Origin of the sequence: Xanthomonas sp. SHU 199, assembly GCF_000364665.1 — a bacterium.
Lineage (GTDB): Bacteria > Pseudomonadota > Gammaproteobacteria > Xanthomonadales > Xanthomonadaceae > Xanthomonas_A > Xanthomonas_A sontii.
The window spans coordinates 1-19492 of sequence record NZ_AQOI01000196.1; the positions used below are offsets into that span (position 1 = coordinate 1).

Genomic DNA, 19492 nt, shown 5'->3' on the forward strand with positions numbered 1-19492 from the left:
TGCCACGGGCTGCGGCTGCTGCCGCGGCGTCCAGCGCACCAGCATGGCGCGCTGCCAGACCCAGGCCAGCGGCGCGACCAGCCGCTTGGCCAGGCGCGTGCGCCGCAGCAGGTCGTACAGCCACGACTGCGGCTTGTCCTGCGAGGCGGTGAGTTCGGCGCGGAACTTGTCCGACCAGGCCACGATCGGGCGGAACAGCAACTGGTCGTACAGGGCGATCAGCACCGCCATCGCCACCACCGCCCAGCCGACCGCGGCGAAGTTGCGCTGGGCGATCGCCAGCGCCAGGTACGAGCCGATGCCGGGCAATTCCAGGGTGTGGTCGCCGACGCTGATCGCCTCGGAAGCGACCACGAAGAACCAGCCGCCGGACATGGACATCATCATGTTCCAGATCAGCGAGGGCGTGGCGTACGGCGCCTCCAGCCGCCAGAAACGCTGCCAGGCGCTGAGCCCGAAACCGCGCGACACCTCGTCCAGGTCGCGCGGCACGTTGCGCAGCGACTGGTAGAACGAGAACGCCATGTTCCAGGCCTGGCTGGTGAAGATGGCGAAGATCGAAGCCAGTTCGGCGCCGATCTGCCGGCCGGGGAACAGGCCCAGGAAGAAGGTCACGGTGAAGGTGAGGAAGCCCAGCACCGGCACCGACTGCAGGATGTCCAGCGCCGGCACGATCACCCGCTCGGCGCGCCGGCTCTTGGCGGCCAGGGTCGCCACCACGAAGGTGAACACCAGCGAGGCGGCCATCGCCGCGAACATGCGCAAGGTGGTGCGCAGGCCGTATTCGGGGAGCTGCCACAGCTCCAGCGACACCGCGGCGGTGCCGGCCGGCGGCAGCGGCGCGCGCATGTCGGATGCGCCGTGCAGCAGCAACGCACCCAGGCCCAGCAGCAGCGCGAACACCGCAAGATCGTGCAGGTTGGGCAGCACGCCGGGGCGTGCGGCGAGCTGTCCGGGCGCGGAGCGGTCGCGGGCGAATGGCAGCATGGGAAGATCCGGCAGGAGCGGCAGCGAACGCCGCAGGAAAAAGGACGCTGGCGCGGGTCGCGAAGCGGACCGCCCAGTGTGACCGGGGAAGATGTACGCCGTGCGTCAGCCGCTGCCGGCCGCGCGGGCGTCCCCAGACAATGCGGTGCACGCACGCCGTCGCCACACGACGCAACCGCGCAACGACGGACGGCTCAGGGAGGATGGCGATGGCAGGCGCATGGGCGGCTCCGACGATGGGAACGCCAGGGGCTACGCTCGGAGTCCTCGCGGATCGGGCTTGCGCACTCTCGGAATCAAGGCCAGCACCGCGCGGGGCTGGCGAACGATCCCGTCCTGAGCGGACGGGACCCATCTGGGACGACCCAGACCGTGGCGGTCCTGTCAGCTCTGTCGCTGCAGCGTCGGTCTAGGATGACTGTCCAAGGAAGGTGGCCTCTGGCCGGAAAACGATGGGCGCGCGCAGTATAGCCAGCTGCTGCGTCGCCGCAAGCCCGTGCGGCGCACGCGGCGCCGCACATTCACTGCGCAGCCAGCACCAGCCGCGGGTGCGTGGCCGGCGCCACCTGCTGGCGCGCGCGCAACCAGGCGGCCAGCTCGCGCGGCGGCAGCGGCCGCGAGTGCAGATAGCCCTGGATCTCGTCGCAGCCCTGCTCCCGCAGCAAGGCCTCTTCCTGCACGGTTTCCACGCCCTCGGCCACCACCTGCATGCCCAGCGCGTGACCGAGCTGCACGATCGCCTGGGTGACCTTGGCGGTGCCGCTGTCGTGCAGCATGTCCTGCACGAAGCTGCGGTCGATCTTCAGGCGCTGCACCGGGAAGCGATTGAGGTAATGCAGGTTGGAGAAGCCGGTGCCGAAGTCGTCGACCGCCAGCAGCACGCCTTCCTGTTCGAACAGTTCGAAGCAGCGGCGCAGCGATTCGCTGTCGCGGATCAGCGCCGACTCGGTCAGCTCCAGCTCCAGCCGCTTCGGCGACCAGCCATTGCGCTGGCACAGCTCGATGACCCGTTCGGCGAAGCCGCGGTCGCGCAACTGCATCGCCGAGACGTTCACCGAGACCCGGTCGAAGCTCAGCCCCGCCGCATCCCAGGCCGCGGCCTGGCGGCAGGCCTCGCCGATCACCCAGTCGCCCAGGCGCACGATCTCGCCGCATTCCTCGGCGATCGGAATGAACTCGGCCGGGTTGCAATGGCCGTGGCCGGGGCGATGCCAGCGCAGCAGCGCTTCCACCGCCGGCGCGCGCTCGCCCGCCGCGTGCACCAGCGGCTGGTACACCAGCGAGAACTCCTCGCGGTCCAGCGCGCCATGCAGCGCATGCTCGATCTCCAGGCGCCGCTGCGCGCGCAGCAGCACGTCCTGGCTGTAGTAATGGCAGGTGTTGCGTCCGGACTCCTTGGCCGCGTACATCGCCGCGTCGGCGGCGCGCAGCAGGCCGTCGAAGTCCTGGCGCCCCTCCTCCATCAGCGCGATGCCGATGCTGGCGCCGATCTTGATCACGTTCTCGCCGCTGTGCAGCGGCTCGGCCAGCGCTGCGATCAGCTTGCGCGCCACGTGCCCGGCGTCGCCCGGCTCGGCCAGGTCGCGCAGCACCACCACGAACTCGTCGCCGCTGAAACGGCCGAACAGGTCGCTGGTGCGCAGCTGCTGATGCATGCGGGTGGCCGCCAGCTTCAGCAGCGCGTCGCCGGTGGCGTGGCCGAAGGAATCGTTGATGCTCTTGAAGCCGTCCAGGTCGACGAACAGCATCGCCAGCGTGGTGCCGCGCTCCACCGCCTCGTGCATCGCCTTCTCGGCCTGCTCGCGCAGCAGCTGCCGGTTCGGCAGGCCGGTCAGCAGGTCGTAGTGGGCCAGCAGCTCGATGCGCTCGCTGGCCTCGCGTTCGCGGGTGATGTCGCGGAACAGCACCACGAAGCGCGGCGGCAGGCCGTCGCGTTCGTCCAGCTCGATCAGCACCTGCACCCAGATGCGCTGCCCGGACGGGCGGTGGAAGCACAGGTCCAGTTGCTCCGGCAGGCCGCCCTCGGTGATGCGCACCAGCGCCGACTCGAACGCATCGCGCGAGTCCTGGGTGTACAAGGCCAGCGCGTGATCCAGATCGATGGCCTCCTTGCGCAGGCCATGGATGCGGTAGCACTCCTCGGTCCACTGCATGCGCCGGGTTCCGACCTCGATCTCGCAGCCGCCGATCTTGCCCAGCGCCGAGACGCGGTTGAGCAGTTCGGTGCGCCAGCGGATCAGGGCGTCGGTCTGACGCTGCTCGGTGATGTTCTGCACCTGGCCGAGCACGCGCTGGATGCGGCCGTCGGCCTCCACCTGCGGCTGCGCCCACACCCGCAGGTGCAGCGGCGACTCGCTGCCACACACCAGCTCGACCTCGAAGTTGGCCGGCTTGGCCTCGCGGGCCATGCGCCGCCAGACCGAGATCAGCTGCGCCATCGAATCGCGGCTGAGCAGGCGCAGCCAGCCGCGGCTGCTCGGCGCCTGCTGTTCGTCCAGCCCGGTGACGCGCAGGAATTCGCGCGAGCACCACACCCGGTCGCGCAGCGGATCCCAGGACCAGCTGCCCATGCGGGTCATGCGCTGCGCCTCGCGCAGCAGGGTCTGCTGGTCGCGCAGGCGCTGCTCGAGCAGCTTCTGCTCGTGGATGTCGGTATGCGTGCCGATCATGCGCAGCGGACTGCCGTCGGCGGTGCGCGCGACGATGCGGCCGCGGTCCAGGATCCAGTGCCACTGCCCGTCCTGCCGGCGCAGGCGGAACTCGCACATATAGGTTTCGGTGCGGCCCTCGAAATGCGCGCGGATCGCCTGGCGCAGGCGCTCCTGGTCGTCGCCGTGGACCAGCGGCAGCAACGCGTTCAGGCCGTCGGCCGGGGCATCGCCGGTGTAGCCGAGCATCCGCTTCCAGCGCTCGGAGCGGAAGATGGTGTCGCTGGGGATGTCCCAGTCCCACAGCCCGTGCTCGGCGCTGTCCAGGGCGATCTCCCAGCGGGTGGCGCCGTCGCTACCGACCGGTTCGGGCACGCTGAGGGTGTAGGCCAGCAGGCCGCCGCTGTCGTCGCGCACCGCGCGCAGCCAGCCGTCCAGGCGTCGCCCGGCGGTGCCGGGCAAGGCGCAGGCCAGCATGGTCTCGCCGCCGAACAGGCGCTCGCGGGCCGCACGCAACAACTCGGCGTACGCCTCCACGGTGCGCGGCAGCTCCAGTGCCTGCGCTGCCCGGTTCGCCGCCAGCGGCCTGCCATCGGCGTCCAACAGGACGAGCGCCGAGGTGAGCGGGTGCTGCAGCAAGCTTGCGATGACGCCTTGATCCACGCCGAGATGCTCCGTTTCGCCGCCCTGAAGGCCAGCGGTCGAAGGTGATAACGGCACCCGGCGGCATTAATTGAGCGCCCGCACCGCCCGACCATGGGCCGCGGCGGCCGTCAGCGGCTAAGATGTCCGCCGGACACGGACCACCGCAGCAGGCTGCCGGGGCATGCAACCACAACGCGACAGCTCCCTGCCCAATCAGGCGACCTCCGGCATGCGCCTGGCGCAGCGCCTGGACCGCGGCATCTGGAGAGTGGTGCTGCTGTACGTGCTGCTGGGGCTGGCGCTGTCGATCGGCAGCGACCTGGTTTTGGCGCATTTCGTAGACGATCCCGGCACGTTGATCGTCCTGCAGTTGGTCAACGACGCCCTGTTCCTGACCCTGACCGCAATCGCCCTGTACTACCTGCTGCGCCCGCTGGTGCGCGCCGCGGTGCAGGCGCACACCCGGCTGGCGCTGTCGGAGGCCGGCTACCGGCAGATGTTCCACGCCAATCCCAGCCCGATGCTGGTCTACGACCTGGAAAGCCTGCGCATCCTCGACGTGAACCCCACCGCGGTCGCGTTCTTCGGCTGGTCGCACGACGAGTTCGTCGGACTGGAATTGGCGCGACTGTGGCCGCCCAGCGCCAGCGCCCGCCTGGCCGAGGTGATCGAGACGATCCGGCAGACTCCGTCCAAGACCTGCGTGGTGGCCGAGCCGCTGCGCCTGCGCGACGGTAGCCAGTGCATGGCCGAGGCGCGCAGTACCAGCCTGGACTACCACGGCCGGCAGGCGCGGCTGGTGGTGATCAGCGACCGCAGCGCCGAGTACGACGCGCAGCGCCGCCGCGACCAGGCCCTGCAGCATCTGCAGGAGGCGCAATCGATCGCGCGGCTGGGCTCCTGGCAACTGGACCGGGCCAGCGGCCTGGGCAGCTATTCCGAGCAGGTCTACCGGATGCTCGGCCGGCGCGTGCCGGACCAGCCGCGCCAGCACCGCCTGGAAGAGCTGCTGGTGCCGCCCGACGTGGCCTCGCAGACGCGCATCCAGCGGGTGATCGAGGACCTGTGCGGCAGCGCGCCGCTGCAACTGGACATGCTGCTGCCGGTGCTGGCCGCCGACGGCCAGGCGCGCATGCTGCATCTGCGCGCCGAATCGTCCAGCGACGACGCAGGCAGCGCCTGCGTGCACGGCACCCTGCAGGACGTGACCGAGCACGAGCGCTCGCGGCGCCTGCTGCACGAGCGCGAGGAGCAGTTCCGCGAACTGGTGCGGGTGCTGCCGGACGGTGTGGCGATCCTGCACCAGGAACACGTGCTGTACGCCAACGCCGCCTGCGCCGGGCAGTTCGGCTTCGAGGGCGAGAACCTGCTCGGCGAGCCGCTGCAGGGTCTGGTCGACAGCGCCGACCTGGCGCTGGTACGGCAACGGATGGGCGCGGCCGGGGCCAAGGGCGAACGCGGCGCCACCGCACGCATGTGCCGCCGCGACGGCTCGCTGTTCCATGCCGGGCTGTCGTTCGGCAACGTCCGCTACAGCGGCCGCGACTGCAAGCTGCTGATCGTGCGCGACCTCAGCGAACCGGAACGCATGCGCGACGCGCTGGCGCAGAGCAACCGCGAACTGCAGGCGATGGCGCGGCGCCTGTTCTCGCTGCAGGAAGACGAGCGCCGCGCGATCTCGCGCGACCTGCACGACGACATCGGCCAGGCGATCACCGCGATGAAGCTGTCGGCGCACGCGGCGCTGGACGAGACCGACGCCGAGCGCCGCCGCGAGGACCTCAGCGAGATCGTGAGCCTGGCCGACAGCAGCATCACCAAGCTGCGCAACCTCTCCACGCTGCTGCGGCCGCCGCAGCTGGACGCGCTGGGCCTGGAAGCGGCGCTGCGCTGGCAGGCCGGCATGCTGTTCCGCGCGTCGCCGGTGCGCCTGCACCTGGACATCGCCACCCTGCCCGAGCGCCCCAGCGGCGAGGTCGAACAGGCCTGCTTCCGCATCGCCCAGGAGAGCCTGACCAACGTGCTGCGCCATGCCAGCGCCGGCGAGGTGCGGATGACCCTCGGCGACGAGGAACGCCAGCGCCTGCGCCTGGAAGTGGTCGACGATGGCGACGGTTTCGATCCGGCCGGGCCGCGCGGCCTGGGCCTGATCGTGATGCGCGAGCGCGCGCAGAGCGCCGGCGGTACCCTGCAGATCGACACCGCGCCCGGCGCCGGCACCCGGGTGACGCTGTGCCTGCCCTACACCACCGCGGCACCACCGTCGCCCCCGCCTGGAACCTGAGCCGATGTGGAATCCCGCCAGCGCCGTACCCGTGGACGACGAATTGCCGTCGCGCCTGGGTGCGGGCCATCCCGCCCTGACCGGCATGATCGCCGAGGCGCTCGCCGGTGGGCCGGGGGTGATGCTGCTGCACATCGACATCGACCACTTCGCCTCGATCAACGAGAACATGAGCCCGGAGGTCGGCGACCAGGCGCTGGCGCTGCTCGCGCACCGGCTGCAGGCGCACCTGCGCGGCCGCGGCCTGCTGTGGCGCCATGGCAGCGACGAACTGGTGATGGCGGTACCGCGCACCGCCGACGTGCCGCCGCCGGAAGCCTTCGCCGAGGAGATCCGGCAGCAGATCGAGCTGCCGCTGTCGGTGCTGCCGTACACCCTGTTCATGACCGGCAAGATCGGCGTGAGCCTGTGCCCGGAACATTCCACGCGGCTGTCGACCCTGCTCGACTTCGCCGAGGACGCGGTCTACCAGGCCGCGCGCGAAGGCGGCAACCTGGTGCGCCTGTACGCCGCCGACGGCCCGCCCAGCGCGCACAGCGAGAGCATCATCTCGCGGCAGATCGTCGACGCCATTCCCAACGGCGAGCTGCGCCTGCGCTACCAGCCGATGGTCAGCGCCCGCGACGGTCGCGTGGTCGGCATGGAATCGCTGCTGCGCTGGCAGTCGCCGACCCTGGGCATCCTGGTGCCGGAGCGCTTCATGCGCACCGCCGAGCGCCTGGGCGTGATCGTGCAGATCGGCACCTGGGTGATGGAAGGCGCGCTGCGCCAGGCGCGGCTGTGGCGCGACCAGGGCTTCGACGACTTCACCATCGCGGTCAACGTCTCCACCCTGCAGCTGCTGCGCCCGACCTTCTTCAACGAGGTGATGTCGGCGCTGCAGGCGGCCGGGGTGCCGCCGCAGATGGTGGTGCTGGAGATCAACGAAAGCGCGCTGACCAACAACGTCAACTTCGTCCACGAGACCCTGGCCAACCTGTGCCGCGAAGGCATCAGCCTGAGCCTGGACAACTTCGGCACCGGCGACTCCAGCCTCAGCGCGCTGGTGCGCTACCCGGTGGACAAGCTGAAGATCGACCGCAGCTTCATCAAGAGCGCACCGGCCGGCAACCGCGAGGCGGCGATCGCCCGCGCGATCATCGCCATGGGCCACCAGCTGGGCATGGTGGTGATCGCCAACGGCGTGGAATCGCAGGCGCAGCTCGGCTTCCTGCGCCGCAACGATTGCGACATCTTCCAGGGCTACCTGTTCGGCGAACCGATGTCCGCCGAAGCGGCGGGCATGGCCCTGCGCCGGCGCTACCTGCGCCCGGAATCGTTCACCGAGACCCGCCCGGACCGCACCCTGCTGCTGCTCGACGACGAAGAGAACGTGCTGCGCTCGCTGGTGCGGCTGTTCCGCCGCGACGGCTACCGCATCCTCGCCGCCGGCAACGTCCGCGACGCCTTCGACCTGCTCGCCACCAACGACGTGCAGGTGATCCTGTCCGACCAGCGCATGTCCGACATGAGCGGCACCGAATTCCTGGGCCGGGTGAAGATGCTCTACCCCGACACCATCCGCCTGGTCCTGTCCGGCTACACCGACCTGGCCACCGTCACCGACGCGATCAACCGCGGCGCGATCTACCGCTTCCTGACCAAGCCGTGGAACGACGACGAATTGCGCGAACACATCCGCCAGGCCTTCCGCACGCACGACGAGCAGCGGCGGGATGCGGGGCCCTGAGGGGCTGGGAATCGGGAACGGGGAATCGGGAATGGGAAAAGCCGCATCGCGGCTTTTCATTTTTCAGGTCAGGTCACTGAGGCGACATCGGGTACAAGGAAAGCGAACAGCGTCAGCGCTCCCGCTTTTCCTACTCCCCATTCCCGATTCCCAGCTATTAGGGCTGCCTAACAGGAATCACGATCCGGACCGTCGAGCCTTGAACTGCGGCGGGATTCGGGGTCCTGAGGGGCCGGGAATCGGGAACGGGGAATCGGGAATGGGAAAAACCGCATTGCGGCTTATCGTTTTTCAGGTCAGTTCATTGAAACGACATCGGGTGCGGAAAGCGGCAGCGGCAGTGTTCCCGCTGTTCCGATTCCCCATTCCCGATTCCCCATTCCCAGCTACTTGGGCTGCCTAACCGGAATCACGATCCGGAACGTCGAGCCCTCGCCGACGACGCTGCTGACATCGATGCGGCCGTGGTGCTTGTTGACGATGCCGTAGGAGATCGACAGGCCCAGGCCGGTGCCGCTGCCGACCGGTTTGGTGGTGAAGAACGGGTCGAAGATGCGCTGCAGCAGGTCCGCCGCAATGCCGGCGCCGGAGTCCTTGAACTCGATCCACACCTCCTCGCCGTCCTGGCCGGTGCTGACCACGATGGTGCCGCGCTCGCCGATCGCCTGGCCGGCGTTGAGCAGCAGGTTCATGTACACCTGGTTGAGCTCGGACGGCAGGCACTCCACCAGCGGCAGGTTGCCGTAGTGGCGCTCCAGGGTGACCTTGTACTTGAGCTCGTTCCAGATGATGTTGATCGTCGATTCCAGGCCCGAATGCAGGTCCACCAGCTTCCACGACTCCTCGCGGCCGGAATAGGAGAAGTCCTTCAGGTCGCGGACGATGCGGGTGACCCGCTCGATGCCTTCGCGCGATTCGGCCATCAGTTGCGGCAGGTCGCGGCTGATGAAGTCGATGTCGAAGCGGTTGCGGATGTCGTCGATTTCCGGGATCAGCGCCTTCGGATCCGGTGCGCGCAGGGCGCGCTCGTAGGCCTCGATCAGGGTGAACAGGCTGCGCAGGTATTCCTGCAGGCTGCCCAGGTTGGAATGGACGTAGCCGATGGGATTGTTGATTTCGTGGGCGACGCCCGCGGCAAGCTGGCCGATCGAGGCCATCTTTTCCGACTGCAGCAGCTTTTCCTGTGCGCCGTTGAGGCGCAGGTAGGCCTGGCGCAGTTCGGCGTGGCGTTGCTGCAGTTCCTGTTCGTAGTCCTGCTGGCCTTCGATGCCCTGGATCAGCATCAGGTAATGGCCGCCGTCCGCGTCGGCGTGGAAGTACAGGTGCGCCAGCACCACGTGCTGTTCGGTCGGCAGGCTGCCGCTCCAGCGGCCACTGCTGCGCGCCTGCGACAGCGCGTCGCCCGGCAGCCACTGCGCCAGATGCGAGGCCAATGCGCCGGTGTCGGCGCTGGAGGAGAGATGGCGGCGCGCAGCGCTGTTGGCGAGCAGCAACTGGCCGTCGGCGCGGAACAGCACCACGCCTTCGTACAGCAGTTCGCTCAGGGCGAGCAGGTTCTCGCGTGCGGGCAGGACGAGCGGTGCGTTGGGATTGATTTCGGCGAAATTCACGACAGGCGGCGGGCGATCGATGGATGCCCAATATACGCCGTTGCCGCCGGCGGATGCGCGTCCCGCAGTGGGACTGCGCCGCGGCTTAGGCGACCGCCAGCGGACGCTGGGAGAGCGGCGTGCTGGACTCGCCGTTGGCGTCGTAGGACGACGCGCTCTCGCTGCGGCCGAGGTGGCGCAGCGCCCAGTTGACCTCGCGTCGGCGCCGCGACAGCAGCGCGCCGTTGGCGCGATTGGCATCGGCCAGCTCACGCAGCCGCAGTTCGGCCTCGGCGCCGGCGGGCACGTCCGCCTCCAATGCGCGCAGTGCCGCCAGCTTGGCGCTGGTCGCCTGCATGAGGCCTTCCACGTTGTGATCCAACAACGCCTGGCGCTCGCCGGCGAGCGCGTCGCTGAGCTGCTGCAGGGGGTTGGTCACGGACATGTTCATGCGCCGAGTTGCCGATCCATGTCGATCATGCGGCTGGCGATCGCGTCGGGGTTGATCTTGTAGCTGCCGTTCTGCAGCGCCGAGCGCACCGCATCGACGCGGCTGCTGTCCACCGCCGGCGCGGCTGACAGTTGGCGCTGCAGGGTCTGCAAACCGGACGCTTCGCCGGTCAGGCGCAGGCTATCGGTGGCTGCGGCCGCACCGACCGCACGCTCCTTGCCTTCCTCGGACGCGCCGGAGGCGGCCTTGGTCGAGACGGACGACGTGCGAAGGGTGGCCGGGCTCGGCAAACTCCCTTCAATTTTCTGGGTCATGACGGACATCCTGTTACGGGTTCGGTGTAGGTAACGGCACAGCGTCGGAGAACTTTAGCCGGATTCTTAGCGCGTCACTAAAACGTCGCCATTTTGTGACACAGTTCCCTGAACGATGCGCTTGGACGACAGGTTTTCGACGGTCACCCGCTCGTTTTCGCCCGCATCGCCCAGTGCACGCCCGGACATGCGCACTTCCAGGCCGCCACTGCGTGCCACCAGCGCCACATTGTCGCCGCGCCGGACCAGCCGCGGCGCGACCAGGTCGGTGGCGGACAGCAGGGTGCCGGCCGGCAGGGTTCGCCGCACCACCTTGCCGATCGCCGCTTCCGGCTCGGTCATCGCGGCGCCGACGATGCGCGCCGCGTCGCGCTTCTCGGGGACGATATCGGCCGCGCCGATGGTTTCTCCAGCGGACAGGCCGCGCGCCAGCACCAGCACATGCTGCATGCGCCGCACCTTCACCGGGACGAACAGCCGCCAGCCGGTCTCACGCGGGCAACTCACCTCCACGGTGGTGGTGCCGGTCGGCTGCGCCTGCAGCGGCACCGGGCACAGCGGCACCCGCACCAAGGGGTCCAGGGTCGCCTCGGCATCGGCGTCGGCCCCGGCCAGCGACAATGCCGCGGCACGGATCGACTCCACCGACTGGAAGTCCGCGGCAAAGGCTGGCGTCGCCGCCAGCAGGACCAGCAATAGGATCGGGCGCATGGCCGTCTCTCTGGGAAAGGTCGCCGGCACCATGCAAACGCCGTGCCGCAAACCGCACGTCCGATCCGGACCGCGCCCTCAAGTTCCGCCGCGCAGGCGCCGATATGAACGCCATGAGTCATGACCTTCTCAACCGAATCGACCAGCGCACCCGCTTGGCGGGCCACAACCGGCTTGCCCTGCTGCTGTTCCGGCTGGGCGGTCGTCAGCTTTTTGGCGTGAACGTCTTCAAGGTGCAGGAAGTGCTGCGCCGGCCGGAGCTGTTCCAGGTGCCGGGGCTGCCGCTGCAATTCTCCGGCGTCGCCGACGTGCGCGGACGCTCGGTGCCGGTGCTCGACCTGGGCCTGGCCATCGGCCATCCGGAGCGCGAGCCGAACGCGGACACCGCCCCAGGCTATCTGGTGGTGACCGAGTTCAACCGCTCGGTCCAGGGCTTCCTGGTCAGCGGCGTGGAACGCATCGTCAACATCGCGGTGGAGGACATTCATCCGCCGCCGGAACTGGGCGCCGAGTCCAGCTACCTGACCGCGGTGACCCGTTTCCAGGGCGAGCTGATCCAGGTGATCGACGTGGAAAGCGTGCTGGCCGACATCGCCCAGACCCGGGTCGAGGCCAACCTGGACCCATCGCTGGCGCTCACCGGCCCGCAGCTGCAGGTGCTGGTGGTCGACGACTCGCGGGTGGCGCGGCAGCAGATCCGCAGCGTGCTGGACCAGCTCGGGGTCGGCGCGACCCTGCTGTCGGACGGCCGCCAGGCCCTGGACCATCTCTTGCAGATCCACGCCGCCGGCGAGAATCCGGCCGAACGCTACGCCATGGTGATCTCGGACATCGAGATGCCGGCCATGGACGGCTACACGCTGACGACGGAAATCCGCCGTCACCCCGGGCTGGCCGGCCTGTACGTGCTGTTGCACACCTCGCTGTCGGGCGTGTTCAACAATGCGATGGTCGAGCGCGTGGGCGCCAATGCCTTCGTGGCCAAGTACAGCCCCAACGAGCTGGCCGAGTACGTGCTGACCCGGCTGCGGGTGGTCGCCGCGGCAGCGCAAGCGGCCGCCTGACCCGGGCGCCGGGTCTCGCTGCGCGGCCTGCCTGACGTTCTAATAGAGCGCGGGCGTCCCCCGCCTCCCGAGGCACCCCCCTGATCTCACGGGCCCCCGCGCCCGCCTTTGGCACGCGCCTTGCCTGTGGTTTCGGCAACGAACCGCGGGATCGTGCCATGTCCAATCCGATCACAGCCTACTTCGGCGTCCATGGCGACGCCCTGCCGCTGCGCGAGCAGCGCATGAAGCTGATCGCCAGCAACCTCAGCAACGTCGACACGCCCGGGTACAAGGCCCAGGACCTGGATTTCGACGCGGCGATGCGTGCCGCGCAGGGACAGCGCGAAGGCACCCAGCTCGCGGTCGACGACAGCCGCCACATCGCCGTCGGCGGCGATGGCCTGAATCCGTTCCAGATCACCCGGGCCGCCAGCCAGCCCAGCATGGACGGCAACACGGTGGACCCGGACGCCGAACGCGCCGCCTACGGCCGCGCCGCGCTGGAGTACCGCGCCTCGCTGAGCTTCCTCGAATCCAAGGTGCGCAGCATGCTCACCGCGATCACGGGCCAATAAGCATGAGCAACCTACCGATCTTCGACGTCGCCGGCTCCGCGCTGCAGGCGCAGTCGGTGCGCATGAGCACCATCGCCAGCAACCTGTCCAACGCCGATTCGGTGGCCGGTTCGGCGGAGGCGGCCTACAAGCCGATCGAGCCGATCTTCCAGGCGGTGCGCAACCCGCACGACAGCAGCCTGACCTCGGTCAACGTCAAGGAAATCGCCCAGACCAACGCACCGCCGATCAAGCGCTACGAACCCGGCCATCCGCTTGCCGACGCCGAGGGCTACATCTATTCGCCCGATGTGGACCCGGTCTCGCAGATGGTCAACCTGATCTCCGCCTCGCGCAATTACCAGGCCGGCGTGGAGGTGCTCAACACCGCCAAGGAACTGGCGCTGGCCACTCTGACCATGGGCCGCTGATCCGCCCTCCTTCCGCCGCGTCACGTCCCAGGACCGCTTCCATGAGCAGCGTCACCACCTCCACCGACACCTATTCCAGCCTGGGCCTGAGCGCCTCGGCCAACACCAGCACCACCAAGAACAAGGCGCTGCAGCAGGCGGACTTCCTGAAGCTGATGACCGAGCAGCTGCAGCACCAGGATCCGCTCAAGCCGATGGACAACAGCCAGATGGTCGCGCAGATGGCGCAGCTGTCGACCGTGCAGGGCATCGGCGACCTCAACAAGACCGTCACCGCGCTGTCCTCGTCGATGAGCACCGACCAGGTGCTGCGCGGCGCCAATCTGATCGGCCACAAGGTGCTGGTGCCGTCGGCGACGCTGCCGCTGGGCGCCGAGGGCAGCACCGGCGGCCTGGTCGCGGCCAAGGCCGCCGGCGTGGTCGACGTCACCGTCAGCGACGCCACCGGCCAGCCGATCAAGAAGATCAGCCTCACCGCCGACAAGGCCGGCCAGCTCGATTTCGCCTGGGACGGCACCGACGCCAGCGGCAAGCGCATGCCGGCCGGCAGCTACAGCATCACCGCTGGGCAGACCGATGCCCAGGGCAACCAACTGTCCCTGTCCACCTACGTCCAGGCGCCGGTCGAGAGCGCCATCATCGGATCGGACGGCATCTATCTCGATCTGACCGGGCTCGGCACCACGCCGCTGACCAACGTCCTCCGCGTCAGCTAACGCCACGCCGACATCCACAGGAGTCCACCATGGGTTTCAATACATCGCTGTCCGGCCTCAGGGCGGCCAATACCGACCTCAACGTCACCGCCAACAACATCGCCAACGCCAACACCACCGGCTTCAAGGGCTCGCGCGCCGAGTTCGCCGACCAGTTCACGCTCAACGGCTACGGCCTGGCGCGCAACGCGGTGGGTTCGGGCGTGCGCGTCAGCAACGTCGCCCAGCAGTTCTCGCAGGGCACCATCGATCCGACCGGGCGCAGCCTGGACCTGGCCATCTCCGGCTCCGGCTTCTTCACCCTGTCCAACAACGGCGCCCGCGTGTACTCGCGCGCCGGCAACTTCCAGACCGACGCCAACGGCTATGTGGTCAATCCGCAGGGCGCGCGGCTGCAGGTGTTCCCGCCGGCGAGCAACGGCAACGGCTTTGCGGCCGGTACGCTGACCGACCTGCAGCTGCTGACCACCGACAGCCCGCCCAAGCAGAGCAGCACGGTCAACCTGACCTTCACCCTGCCCGGCAACACCCAGCCGCCGACCGTGGCCACGTTCGATCCGAACGACGCCAACAGCTACAACAACTCCAGCGGCGGCACCACCGTCTACGACTCGCTGGGCGTGGCCCACGTGCAGACCTCGTACTTCGTCAAGACCGCTACGCCCAACCAGTGGACCGTCTACAACTACGTGGACGGCGTCGCCGCCGGCGGCGCCAGCACGCTGCAGTTCTCCAACAGCGGCGCGCTGGTCAGCCCGGCCGACGGCAAGATTCCGCTGGGCTCCTTCACCCCCGCCACCGGCGCCGGCACCCTGTCGCTGACCCTCAACGTGTTCGGGTCGACCCAGTACGGCGAAGCCTTCGCCCTGCGCGGCGCGACCCAGGACGGCTACGCCAGCGGCAAGCTCAACTCGATCAGCATCGACGAGAAGGGCATCGTCTACGCGCGCTACTCCAACAACGCCGACAAGGCGCTGGGCCAGATCGCGGTGACCAACTTCGTTAATCCGCAGGGCCTGAGTTCGCTCGGCGACAACGCCTGGGCGGAAAGCTCGGCCTCGGGCATCGCCCGCACCGGTTCGCCGGCGACCTCGGACTTCGGCAGCGTGCAGTCCGGCGCACTGGAATCCTCGACCGTCGACCTGACCGAGCAGCTGGTCAACATGATCGTGGCCCAGCGCAACTTCCAGGCGAACTCGCAGGTGATCTCGACCCAGGATCAGGTCACGCAGACCATCATCAATATGCGTTAAGGCTGGGATTGGTGATTCGGGATTGGTGATTCGCCGCCGCTGGCGCCCGTCGACCGGGCGCCAGCCCAAGCCACCACGTCCCCGATCGTCTGCGGTATCCCCGCTTTTTCGAATCCCGAATCCCTTCTCCCGAATCACGGCCCACACCCATGGACAAAGCCCTCTACGTCGCCATGACCGGCGCCCGCGCGTCGCTGCAGGCGCAGGCCACCGTGTCGCACAACCTGGCCAACGTCGAGACCTCCGGGTTCAAGGCGGCGCTGGCCAATACCGAGGCCTATCGGATTCCTGGCGCCGGTTATCCGTCGCGGATCGATGCGCTGCACATCGACCAGGGGTTCAACCGCGACGTCGGCGCGCAGCACCAGACCGGCAATCCGCTGGATCTGTCGCTGGATGCCGATCGCTGGCTGGCGGTGCAGTCCGCCGACGGCAAGGAGGCCTATACGCGCGGCGGCGAATTGGCGCTGACCCCGAATGGCCAGCTGGTCACCGCCAGCGGCCATGCGGTGCTCGACGACCAGGGCAATCCGGTGGCGATTCCGCCGCACCAGTCGCTGGAGATCGGCAACGACGGCACGGTGTCGATCGTGCCGCTGGGCGAAGCGCCCACCGCGATGAGCACCATCGCCACGCTGAAGGTGGTGCAGGCGCCGGCGGACCAGCTCACGCGCAGGCCCGACGGCCTGATGCGCAATGTCAGCGACGATCCGGCCAAGGCCTTTGCGCCGGCCACCGGCAATTCGCTGCGAACCGGGGTACTCGAGGGCAGCAACGTCGATGCCGCCGGCGCGCTGGTGCAGATGATCCAGTTGCAGCGCCAGTTCGAAATGCAGGTGAAGGTCATCAAGAACGGCGACGAGAACGCGCAGTCGGCCAACACCCTGCTGCGTCTGAACGGCTAAGGCACGCCGCGGCGCCAGCGGCGCCGGTTTGGCACGGCACGTGCATCACTCCCTGCGCCCCCGGCGCGTCGTGCCGGGGCCACCATCAGAGGAACTCGGGTCATGAATCAGGCTTTGTGGGTCGCCAAGACCGGACTGGATGCGCAGCAGACGCGCATGTCGGTCGTCTCCAACAACCTGGCCAACACCAACACCACCGGTTTCAAGCGCGACCGCGCCAACTTCGAGGACCTGCTGTACCAACAGCTGCGGCAGCCCGGCGGCGCCAGCTCCTCGCAGACGCAGCTGCCCTCGGGCCTGCAGGTGGGTACCGGCGTGCGCGTGGTCGCCACCGCCAAGGATTTCGAGCAGGGCAGCCAGCAGCAGACCGATCGCGCCCTGGACGTGATGGTCAACGGCCGCGGCTTCTTCGAAGTGCAGATGCCGGACGGCACCTCGGCCTACACCCGCGACGGCAGTTTCCAGATCGATGCGCAGGGTCAACTGGTCACCAACAGCGGCTATCCGATCCAGCCGGGCATCCAGATCCCGGAAGGCGCGCAGTCGGTGACCATCGGCTCCGACGGCACGGTGAGCGTGCAGGTCGCCGGTACCGCCGCGGCGCTGCAGGTCGGCGCGCTGACCCTGACCGACTTCATCAATCCCTCCGGCCTGCAGGCCCAGGGCCAGAACCTGTACGTGGAAACCGCCGCCTCCGGGCCGGCGACGAACGGCACGCCCGGCCTCAACGGCCTCGGCAAGATCGCGCAGGGCGCGCTGGAAGGCAGCAACGTCAATGTGGTGGAAGAGCTGGTGAGCATGATCGAGACCCAGCGCGCCTACGAGATGAACGCCAAGGCCATCTCCACCACCGACTCGATGCTCGGCTATCTGAACAACAACGTCTGATCCCCTCGCCTCCGGAATCCGCCATGTCGCGCCTGTCCTCTCTCTCCTTCTCCGCCGCGCTGCTGCTGCCGGTCCTGCTCGGCGGTTGCGCCGGTCTGGGCGTGGCCGCCGGCGACGTGCGTCCGTACGCGCCGATGGCGCCGATCGTGCCGGTGATGGCGCCGCAGGCGCAGCCGACCGCGGGTGCGATCTACGCCGCCGGCCCCGGCCTGCAGCTGTACTCCGATCGCCGCGCCCGCGACGTCGGCGACCTGCTGACCATCACCCTGGTCGAAAGCACCAACGCCAGCAGCACCGCCAACACCAGCATCAGCAAGAAGGACGCGGTGACCATGGCCACGCCGACCCTGCTCGGCGCGCCGCTCACCGTCAACGGCACCAACATCCTCAACAACTCCACCAGCGGCGACCGCAGCTTCGCCGGCAAGGGCAACACCGCGCAGAGCAACACCATGCAGGGCAGCATCACCGTGACCGTGATGCAGCGCCTGCCCAACGGCAACCTGGTGATCCAGGGCCAGAAGAACCTGCGCCTGAACCAGGGCGACGAACTGGTGCAGGTGCAGGGCGTGGTCCGCGCCGCCGACATCGCCCCGGACAACACCATTCCCTCCAGCAAGGTGGCCGAAGCGCGCATCGCCTACGGCGGCCGCGGCGCGGTCGCGCAGTCCAACGCAATGGGCTGGCTGAGCCGCTTCTTCAACTCGCGCATCTCGCCGTACTGAGGCCCGCCATGACTCTCCTGTCCCTGCCCTGCCGCCTGCTCGCCGCCGTCGCCCTGTGCGCCGGCCTGGCCGCGCCGGCCGCGGCCGAACGCATCAAGGACCTCGCCCAGGTCGGCGGCGTGCGCAACAACGCGCTGGTCGGCTACGGCCTGGTGGTCGGCCTGGACGGCAGCGGCGACCGCACCAGCCAGGCGCCCTTCACCGTGCAGAGCTTGAAGAACATGCTCGGCGAGCTGGGCGTCAACGTGCCGGCCAACGTCAACCCGCAGTTGAAGAACGTGGCCGCGGTGGCGATCAGCGCGCAGCTGCCGGCGTTCGCCAAGCCGGGCCAGACCATCGACATCACCGTCTCCTCGATCGGCAACGCCATCTCGCTGCGCGGCGGTACCCTGCTGATGGCGCCGCTGAAGGGCGCCGACGGCCAGGTCTATGCGGTGGCCCAGGGCAACCTGGTGGTCGGCGGCTTCGGCGCGCAGGGCAAGGACGGTTCGCGGATCTCGGTGAACGTGCCCAGCGTCGGCCTGATCCCCAACGGCGCGACGGTGGAACGTGCGCTGCCGGACGTGTTCGGCAACACCGGCGAGATCACCCTCAACCTGCACCAGCCCGATTTCACCACCGTCTCGCGCATGGTCTCGGCGCTGGAAAGCACCTTCGGCCCCGGCAGCGCACATGCGGTGGACGGCTCCACCGTGGCGGTGCGTTCGCCCACCGACCAGAGCGCGCGGATCGGCCTGCTGGCACGGATCGAGAACGTCGAGCTGTCGCCGGGCGCGGCGGCAGCCAAGGTCGTGGTCAACGCCCGCACCGGCACGGTGGTGATCGGTTCGCAGGTCCGGGTCAGCCCGGCGGCGATCTCGCACGGCTCGCTGACGGTGACCATCAGCGAAGGCACCCAGGTCAGCCAGCCGAATGCGCTGAGTGGCGGCCAGACCGTGGCCACGCCCAAGTCCACCATCACCGCCACCAACGAAGGCAGCCGCATGTTCAAGTTCGAGGGCGGCACCTCGCTGGATCAGATCGTGCGGGCGGTCAACGAGGTCGGCGCCGCGCCTGGCGACCTGATCGCGATTCTGGAAGCGCTTAAGCAGGCCGGTGCCCTGAGCGCGGAGCTGGAGGTGATCTGACATGCGTATCTCGGCCGCTCCCTTCGACCTGCACGCCTCTACCCAGAACGATCCGGCCAAGATCGACAAGGTCTCGCGCCAGCTCGAAGGGCAGTTCGCCAACATGCTGGTCAAAAGCATGCGCGAGGCCAGTTTCGGCAATTCGCTGTTCCCCGGCGAGAACCAGACCTTCCGCGACATGTACGACCAGCAGCTCGCCAAGGGCCTGACCGACGGCAAGGGGCTGGGCCTGGCGGCGATGATCTCCAAGCAGCTCGGTGGCGGCCAGCCGGCGGCGACCACGCCGGCCAATACCTCGCTGGGCGCGGCCAAGGCGGCCAAGGCCTACTCGCTGGTGTCCGGTCAGTCCGGCAACGGCCCGATGGCGCTGCAGGGCGAAGCCGCGCTTGCCGCCGGTGCCACGGCCGGCGCCGGCGTCGGCCCGTGGAGCGGCGCCGAGGCGACCGCCGCCCCGCAGCAACAGGTGCTGGACATGATCGCCGGCCGCGA

The 19492-nt window shown here is 68.8% G+C and carries 18 protein-coding genes; 12 read left to right on the forward strand and 6 right to left on the reverse strand.

What is annotated here, in order from left to right:
• Positions 1-987 (reverse strand): ABC transporter permease subunit (locus tag D183_RS0108110; RefSeq protein WP_017908560.1); only part of this gene is annotated, 987 nt, incomplete at its 3' end.
• A 521-nt stretch (positions 988-1508) separates the two neighbouring features.
• Positions 1509-4298 (reverse strand): sensor domain-containing protein, encoded by a 2790-nt coding sequence (locus D183_RS0108115; RefSeq protein ID WP_026144301.1) that lies wholly within the window; start codon positions 4296-4298, stop codon positions 1509-1511.
• 163 nt (positions 4299-4461) lie between these two features.
• Between D183_RS0108115 and D183_RS0108120 the strand changes: the two genes are divergently transcribed.
• Both D183_RS0108120 and D183_RS0108125 read left to right on the forward strand, forming a co-directional pair.
• Positions 4462-6564 carry a PAS domain-containing sensor histidine kinase gene (locus D183_RS0108120; protein WP_017908562.1) on the forward strand — a complete coding sequence of 701 codons (2103 nt, stop codon included), beginning with the start codon at positions 4462-4464 and terminating at the stop codon, positions 6562-6564.
• A 4-nt stretch (positions 6565-6568) separates the two neighbouring features.
• Positions 6569-8293 carry an EAL domain-containing protein gene (locus tag D183_RS0108125; protein WP_010341742.1) on the forward strand — a complete coding sequence of 575 codons (1725 nt, stop codon included), beginning with the start codon at positions 6569-6571 and terminating at the stop codon, positions 8291-8293.
• Positions 8294-8679: 386 nt separating this feature from the next.
• On the opposite strand, the gene D183_RS0108130 is transcribed toward D183_RS0108125, so the two are convergent.
• The 4 genes from D183_RS0108130 to flgA all read right to left on the reverse strand — a co-directional run bounded on the left by D183_RS0108130 (position 8680) and on the right by flgA (position 11358).
• On the reverse strand, positions 8680-9864 hold the full coding sequence (locus tag D183_RS0108130) for an ATP-binding protein (RefSeq protein WP_153752804.1): 1185 nt from the start codon (positions 9862-9864) through the stop codon (positions 8680-8682).
• A 124-nt stretch (positions 9865-9988) separates the two neighbouring features.
• The gene (locus D183_RS0108135) at positions 9989-10327 is read right to left on the reverse strand and encodes a flagella protein (RefSeq protein ID WP_026143350.1); all 339 of its coding nucleotides are present in this window, start codon (positions 10325-10327) and stop codon (positions 9989-9991) included.
• Positions 10328-10329: 2 nt separating this feature from the next.
• A complete protein-coding gene (flgM, locus tag D183_RS0108140) occupies positions 10330-10647 on the reverse strand; it encodes a flagellar biosynthesis anti-sigma factor FlgM (protein WP_026143351.1) in 318 nt (105 codons plus the stop codon).
• Positions 10648-10713: 66 nt separating this feature from the next.
• Positions 10714-11358: a flagellar basal body P-ring formation chaperone FlgA gene (gene flgA, locus D183_RS0108145; protein ID WP_017908567.1), complete on the reverse strand. Its 645-nt coding sequence runs from the start codon at positions 11356-11358 to the stop codon at positions 10714-10716.
• Between the two features lie 113 nt (positions 11359-11471).
• Between flgA and D183_RS0108150 the strand changes: the two genes are divergently transcribed.
• The 10 genes from D183_RS0108150 to D183_RS0108195 form a co-directional block, all read left to right on the forward strand.
• Entirely contained in the window at positions 11472-12422 is a 951-nt protein-coding gene (locus tag D183_RS0108150; protein WP_026143352.1) for a chemotaxis protein, read from the forward strand.
• A gap of 158 nt (positions 12423-12580) precedes the next feature.
• Complete coding sequence (gene flgB / locus D183_RS0108155; RefSeq protein WP_017908569.1) at positions 12581-12979, forward strand: flagellar basal body rod protein FlgB; 399 nt, start codon at positions 12581-12583, stop codon at positions 12977-12979.
• Between the two features lie 2 nt (positions 12980-12981).
• Entirely contained in the window at positions 12982-13389 is a 408-nt protein-coding gene (flgC, locus tag D183_RS0108160) for a flagellar basal body rod protein FlgC (protein ID WP_017908570.1), read from the forward strand.
• 41 nt (positions 13390-13430) lie between these two features.
• Positions 13431-14105, forward strand: coding sequence for a flagellar hook capping FlgD N-terminal domain-containing protein (locus tag D183_RS0108165; RefSeq protein ID WP_017908571.1), 675 nt, complete (start codon positions 13431-13433; stop codon positions 14103-14105).
• 29 nt (positions 14106-14134) lie between these two features.
• The gene (gene flgE / locus D183_RS0108170; protein WP_017908572.1) at positions 14135-15358 is read left to right on the forward strand and encodes a flagellar hook protein FlgE; all 1224 of its coding nucleotides are present in this window, start codon (positions 14135-14137) and stop codon (positions 15356-15358) included.
• A gap of 149 nt (positions 15359-15507) precedes the next feature.
• Entirely contained in the window at positions 15508-16263 is a 756-nt protein-coding gene (locus tag D183_RS0108175) for a flagellar basal body rod protein FlgF (RefSeq protein ID WP_017908573.1), read from the forward strand.
• A gap of 102 nt (positions 16264-16365) precedes the next feature.
• Positions 16366-17151: a flagellar basal-body rod protein FlgG gene (gene flgG / locus D183_RS0108180; protein WP_017908574.1), complete on the forward strand. Its 786-nt coding sequence runs from the start codon at positions 16366-16368 to the stop codon at positions 17149-17151.
• Positions 17152-17174: 23 nt separating this feature from the next.
• A complete protein-coding gene (gene flgH / locus D183_RS0108185) occupies positions 17175-17876 on the forward strand; it encodes a flagellar basal body L-ring protein FlgH (RefSeq protein WP_017908575.1) in 702 nt (233 codons plus the stop codon).
• Between the two features lie 8 nt (positions 17877-17884).
• On the forward strand, positions 17885-19003 hold the full coding sequence (locus tag D183_RS0108190) for a flagellar basal body P-ring protein FlgI (RefSeq protein WP_017908576.1): 1119 nt from the start codon (positions 17885-17887) through the stop codon (positions 19001-19003).
• 1 nt (position 19004) lies between these two features.
• Positions 19005-19492 (forward strand): rod-binding protein (locus tag D183_RS0108195; protein WP_017908577.1); only part of this gene is annotated, 488 nt, incomplete at its 3' end.

Bases quoted from the DNA above. Each gene is read 5' to 3' on its own strand.
- flgB (WP_017908569.1), top strand. From the start codon at position 12,581: ATGTCCAATCCGATCACAGCCTACTTCGGCGTCCATGGCGACGCCCTG.
- flgA (WP_017908567.1), bottom strand. From the start codon at position 11,358: ATGCGCCCGATCCTATTGCTGGTCCTGCTGGCGGCGACGCCAGCCTTT.
- flgE (WP_017908572.1), top strand. From the start codon at position 14,135: ATGGGTTTCAATACATCGCTGTCCGGCCTCAGGGCGGCCAATACCGAC.
- D183_RS0108165 (WP_017908571.1), top strand. From the start codon at position 13,431: ATGAGCAGCGTCACCACCTCCACCGACACCTATTCCAGCCTGGGCCTG.
- D183_RS0108175 (WP_017908573.1), top strand. From the start codon at position 15,508: ATGGACAAAGCCCTCTACGTCGCCATGACCGGCGCCCGCGCGTCGCTG.
- D183_RS0108135 (WP_026143350.1), bottom strand. From the start codon at position 10,327: ATGTCCGTGACCAACCCCCTGCAGCAGCTCAGCGACGCGCTCGCCGGC.
- D183_RS0108150 (WP_026143352.1), top strand. From the start codon at position 11,472: ATGAGTCATGACCTTCTCAACCGAATCGACCAGCGCACCCGCTTGGCG.
- D183_RS0108125 (WP_010341742.1), top strand. From the start codon at position 6,569: ATGTGGAATCCCGCCAGCGCCGTACCCGTGGACGACGAATTGCCGTCG.
- D183_RS0108190 (WP_017908576.1), top strand. From the start codon at position 17,885: ATGACTCTCCTGTCCCTGCCCTGCCGCCTGCTCGCCGCCGTCGCCCTG.
- flgC (WP_017908570.1), top strand. From the start codon at position 12,982: ATGAGCAACCTACCGATCTTCGACGTCGCCGGCTCCGCGCTGCAGGCG.
- flgH (WP_017908575.1), top strand. From the start codon at position 17,175: ATGTCGCGCCTGTCCTCTCTCTCCTTCTCCGCCGCGCTGCTGCTGCCG.
- D183_RS0108120 (WP_017908562.1), top strand. From the start codon at position 4,462: ATGCAACCACAACGCGACAGCTCCCTGCCCAATCAGGCGACCTCCGGC.
- flgM (WP_026143351.1), bottom strand. From the start codon at position 10,647: ATGACCCAGAAAATTGAAGGGAGTTTGCCGAGCCCGGCCACCCTTCGC.
- flgG (WP_017908574.1), top strand. From the start codon at position 16,366: ATGAATCAGGCTTTGTGGGTCGCCAAGACCGGACTGGATGCGCAGCAG.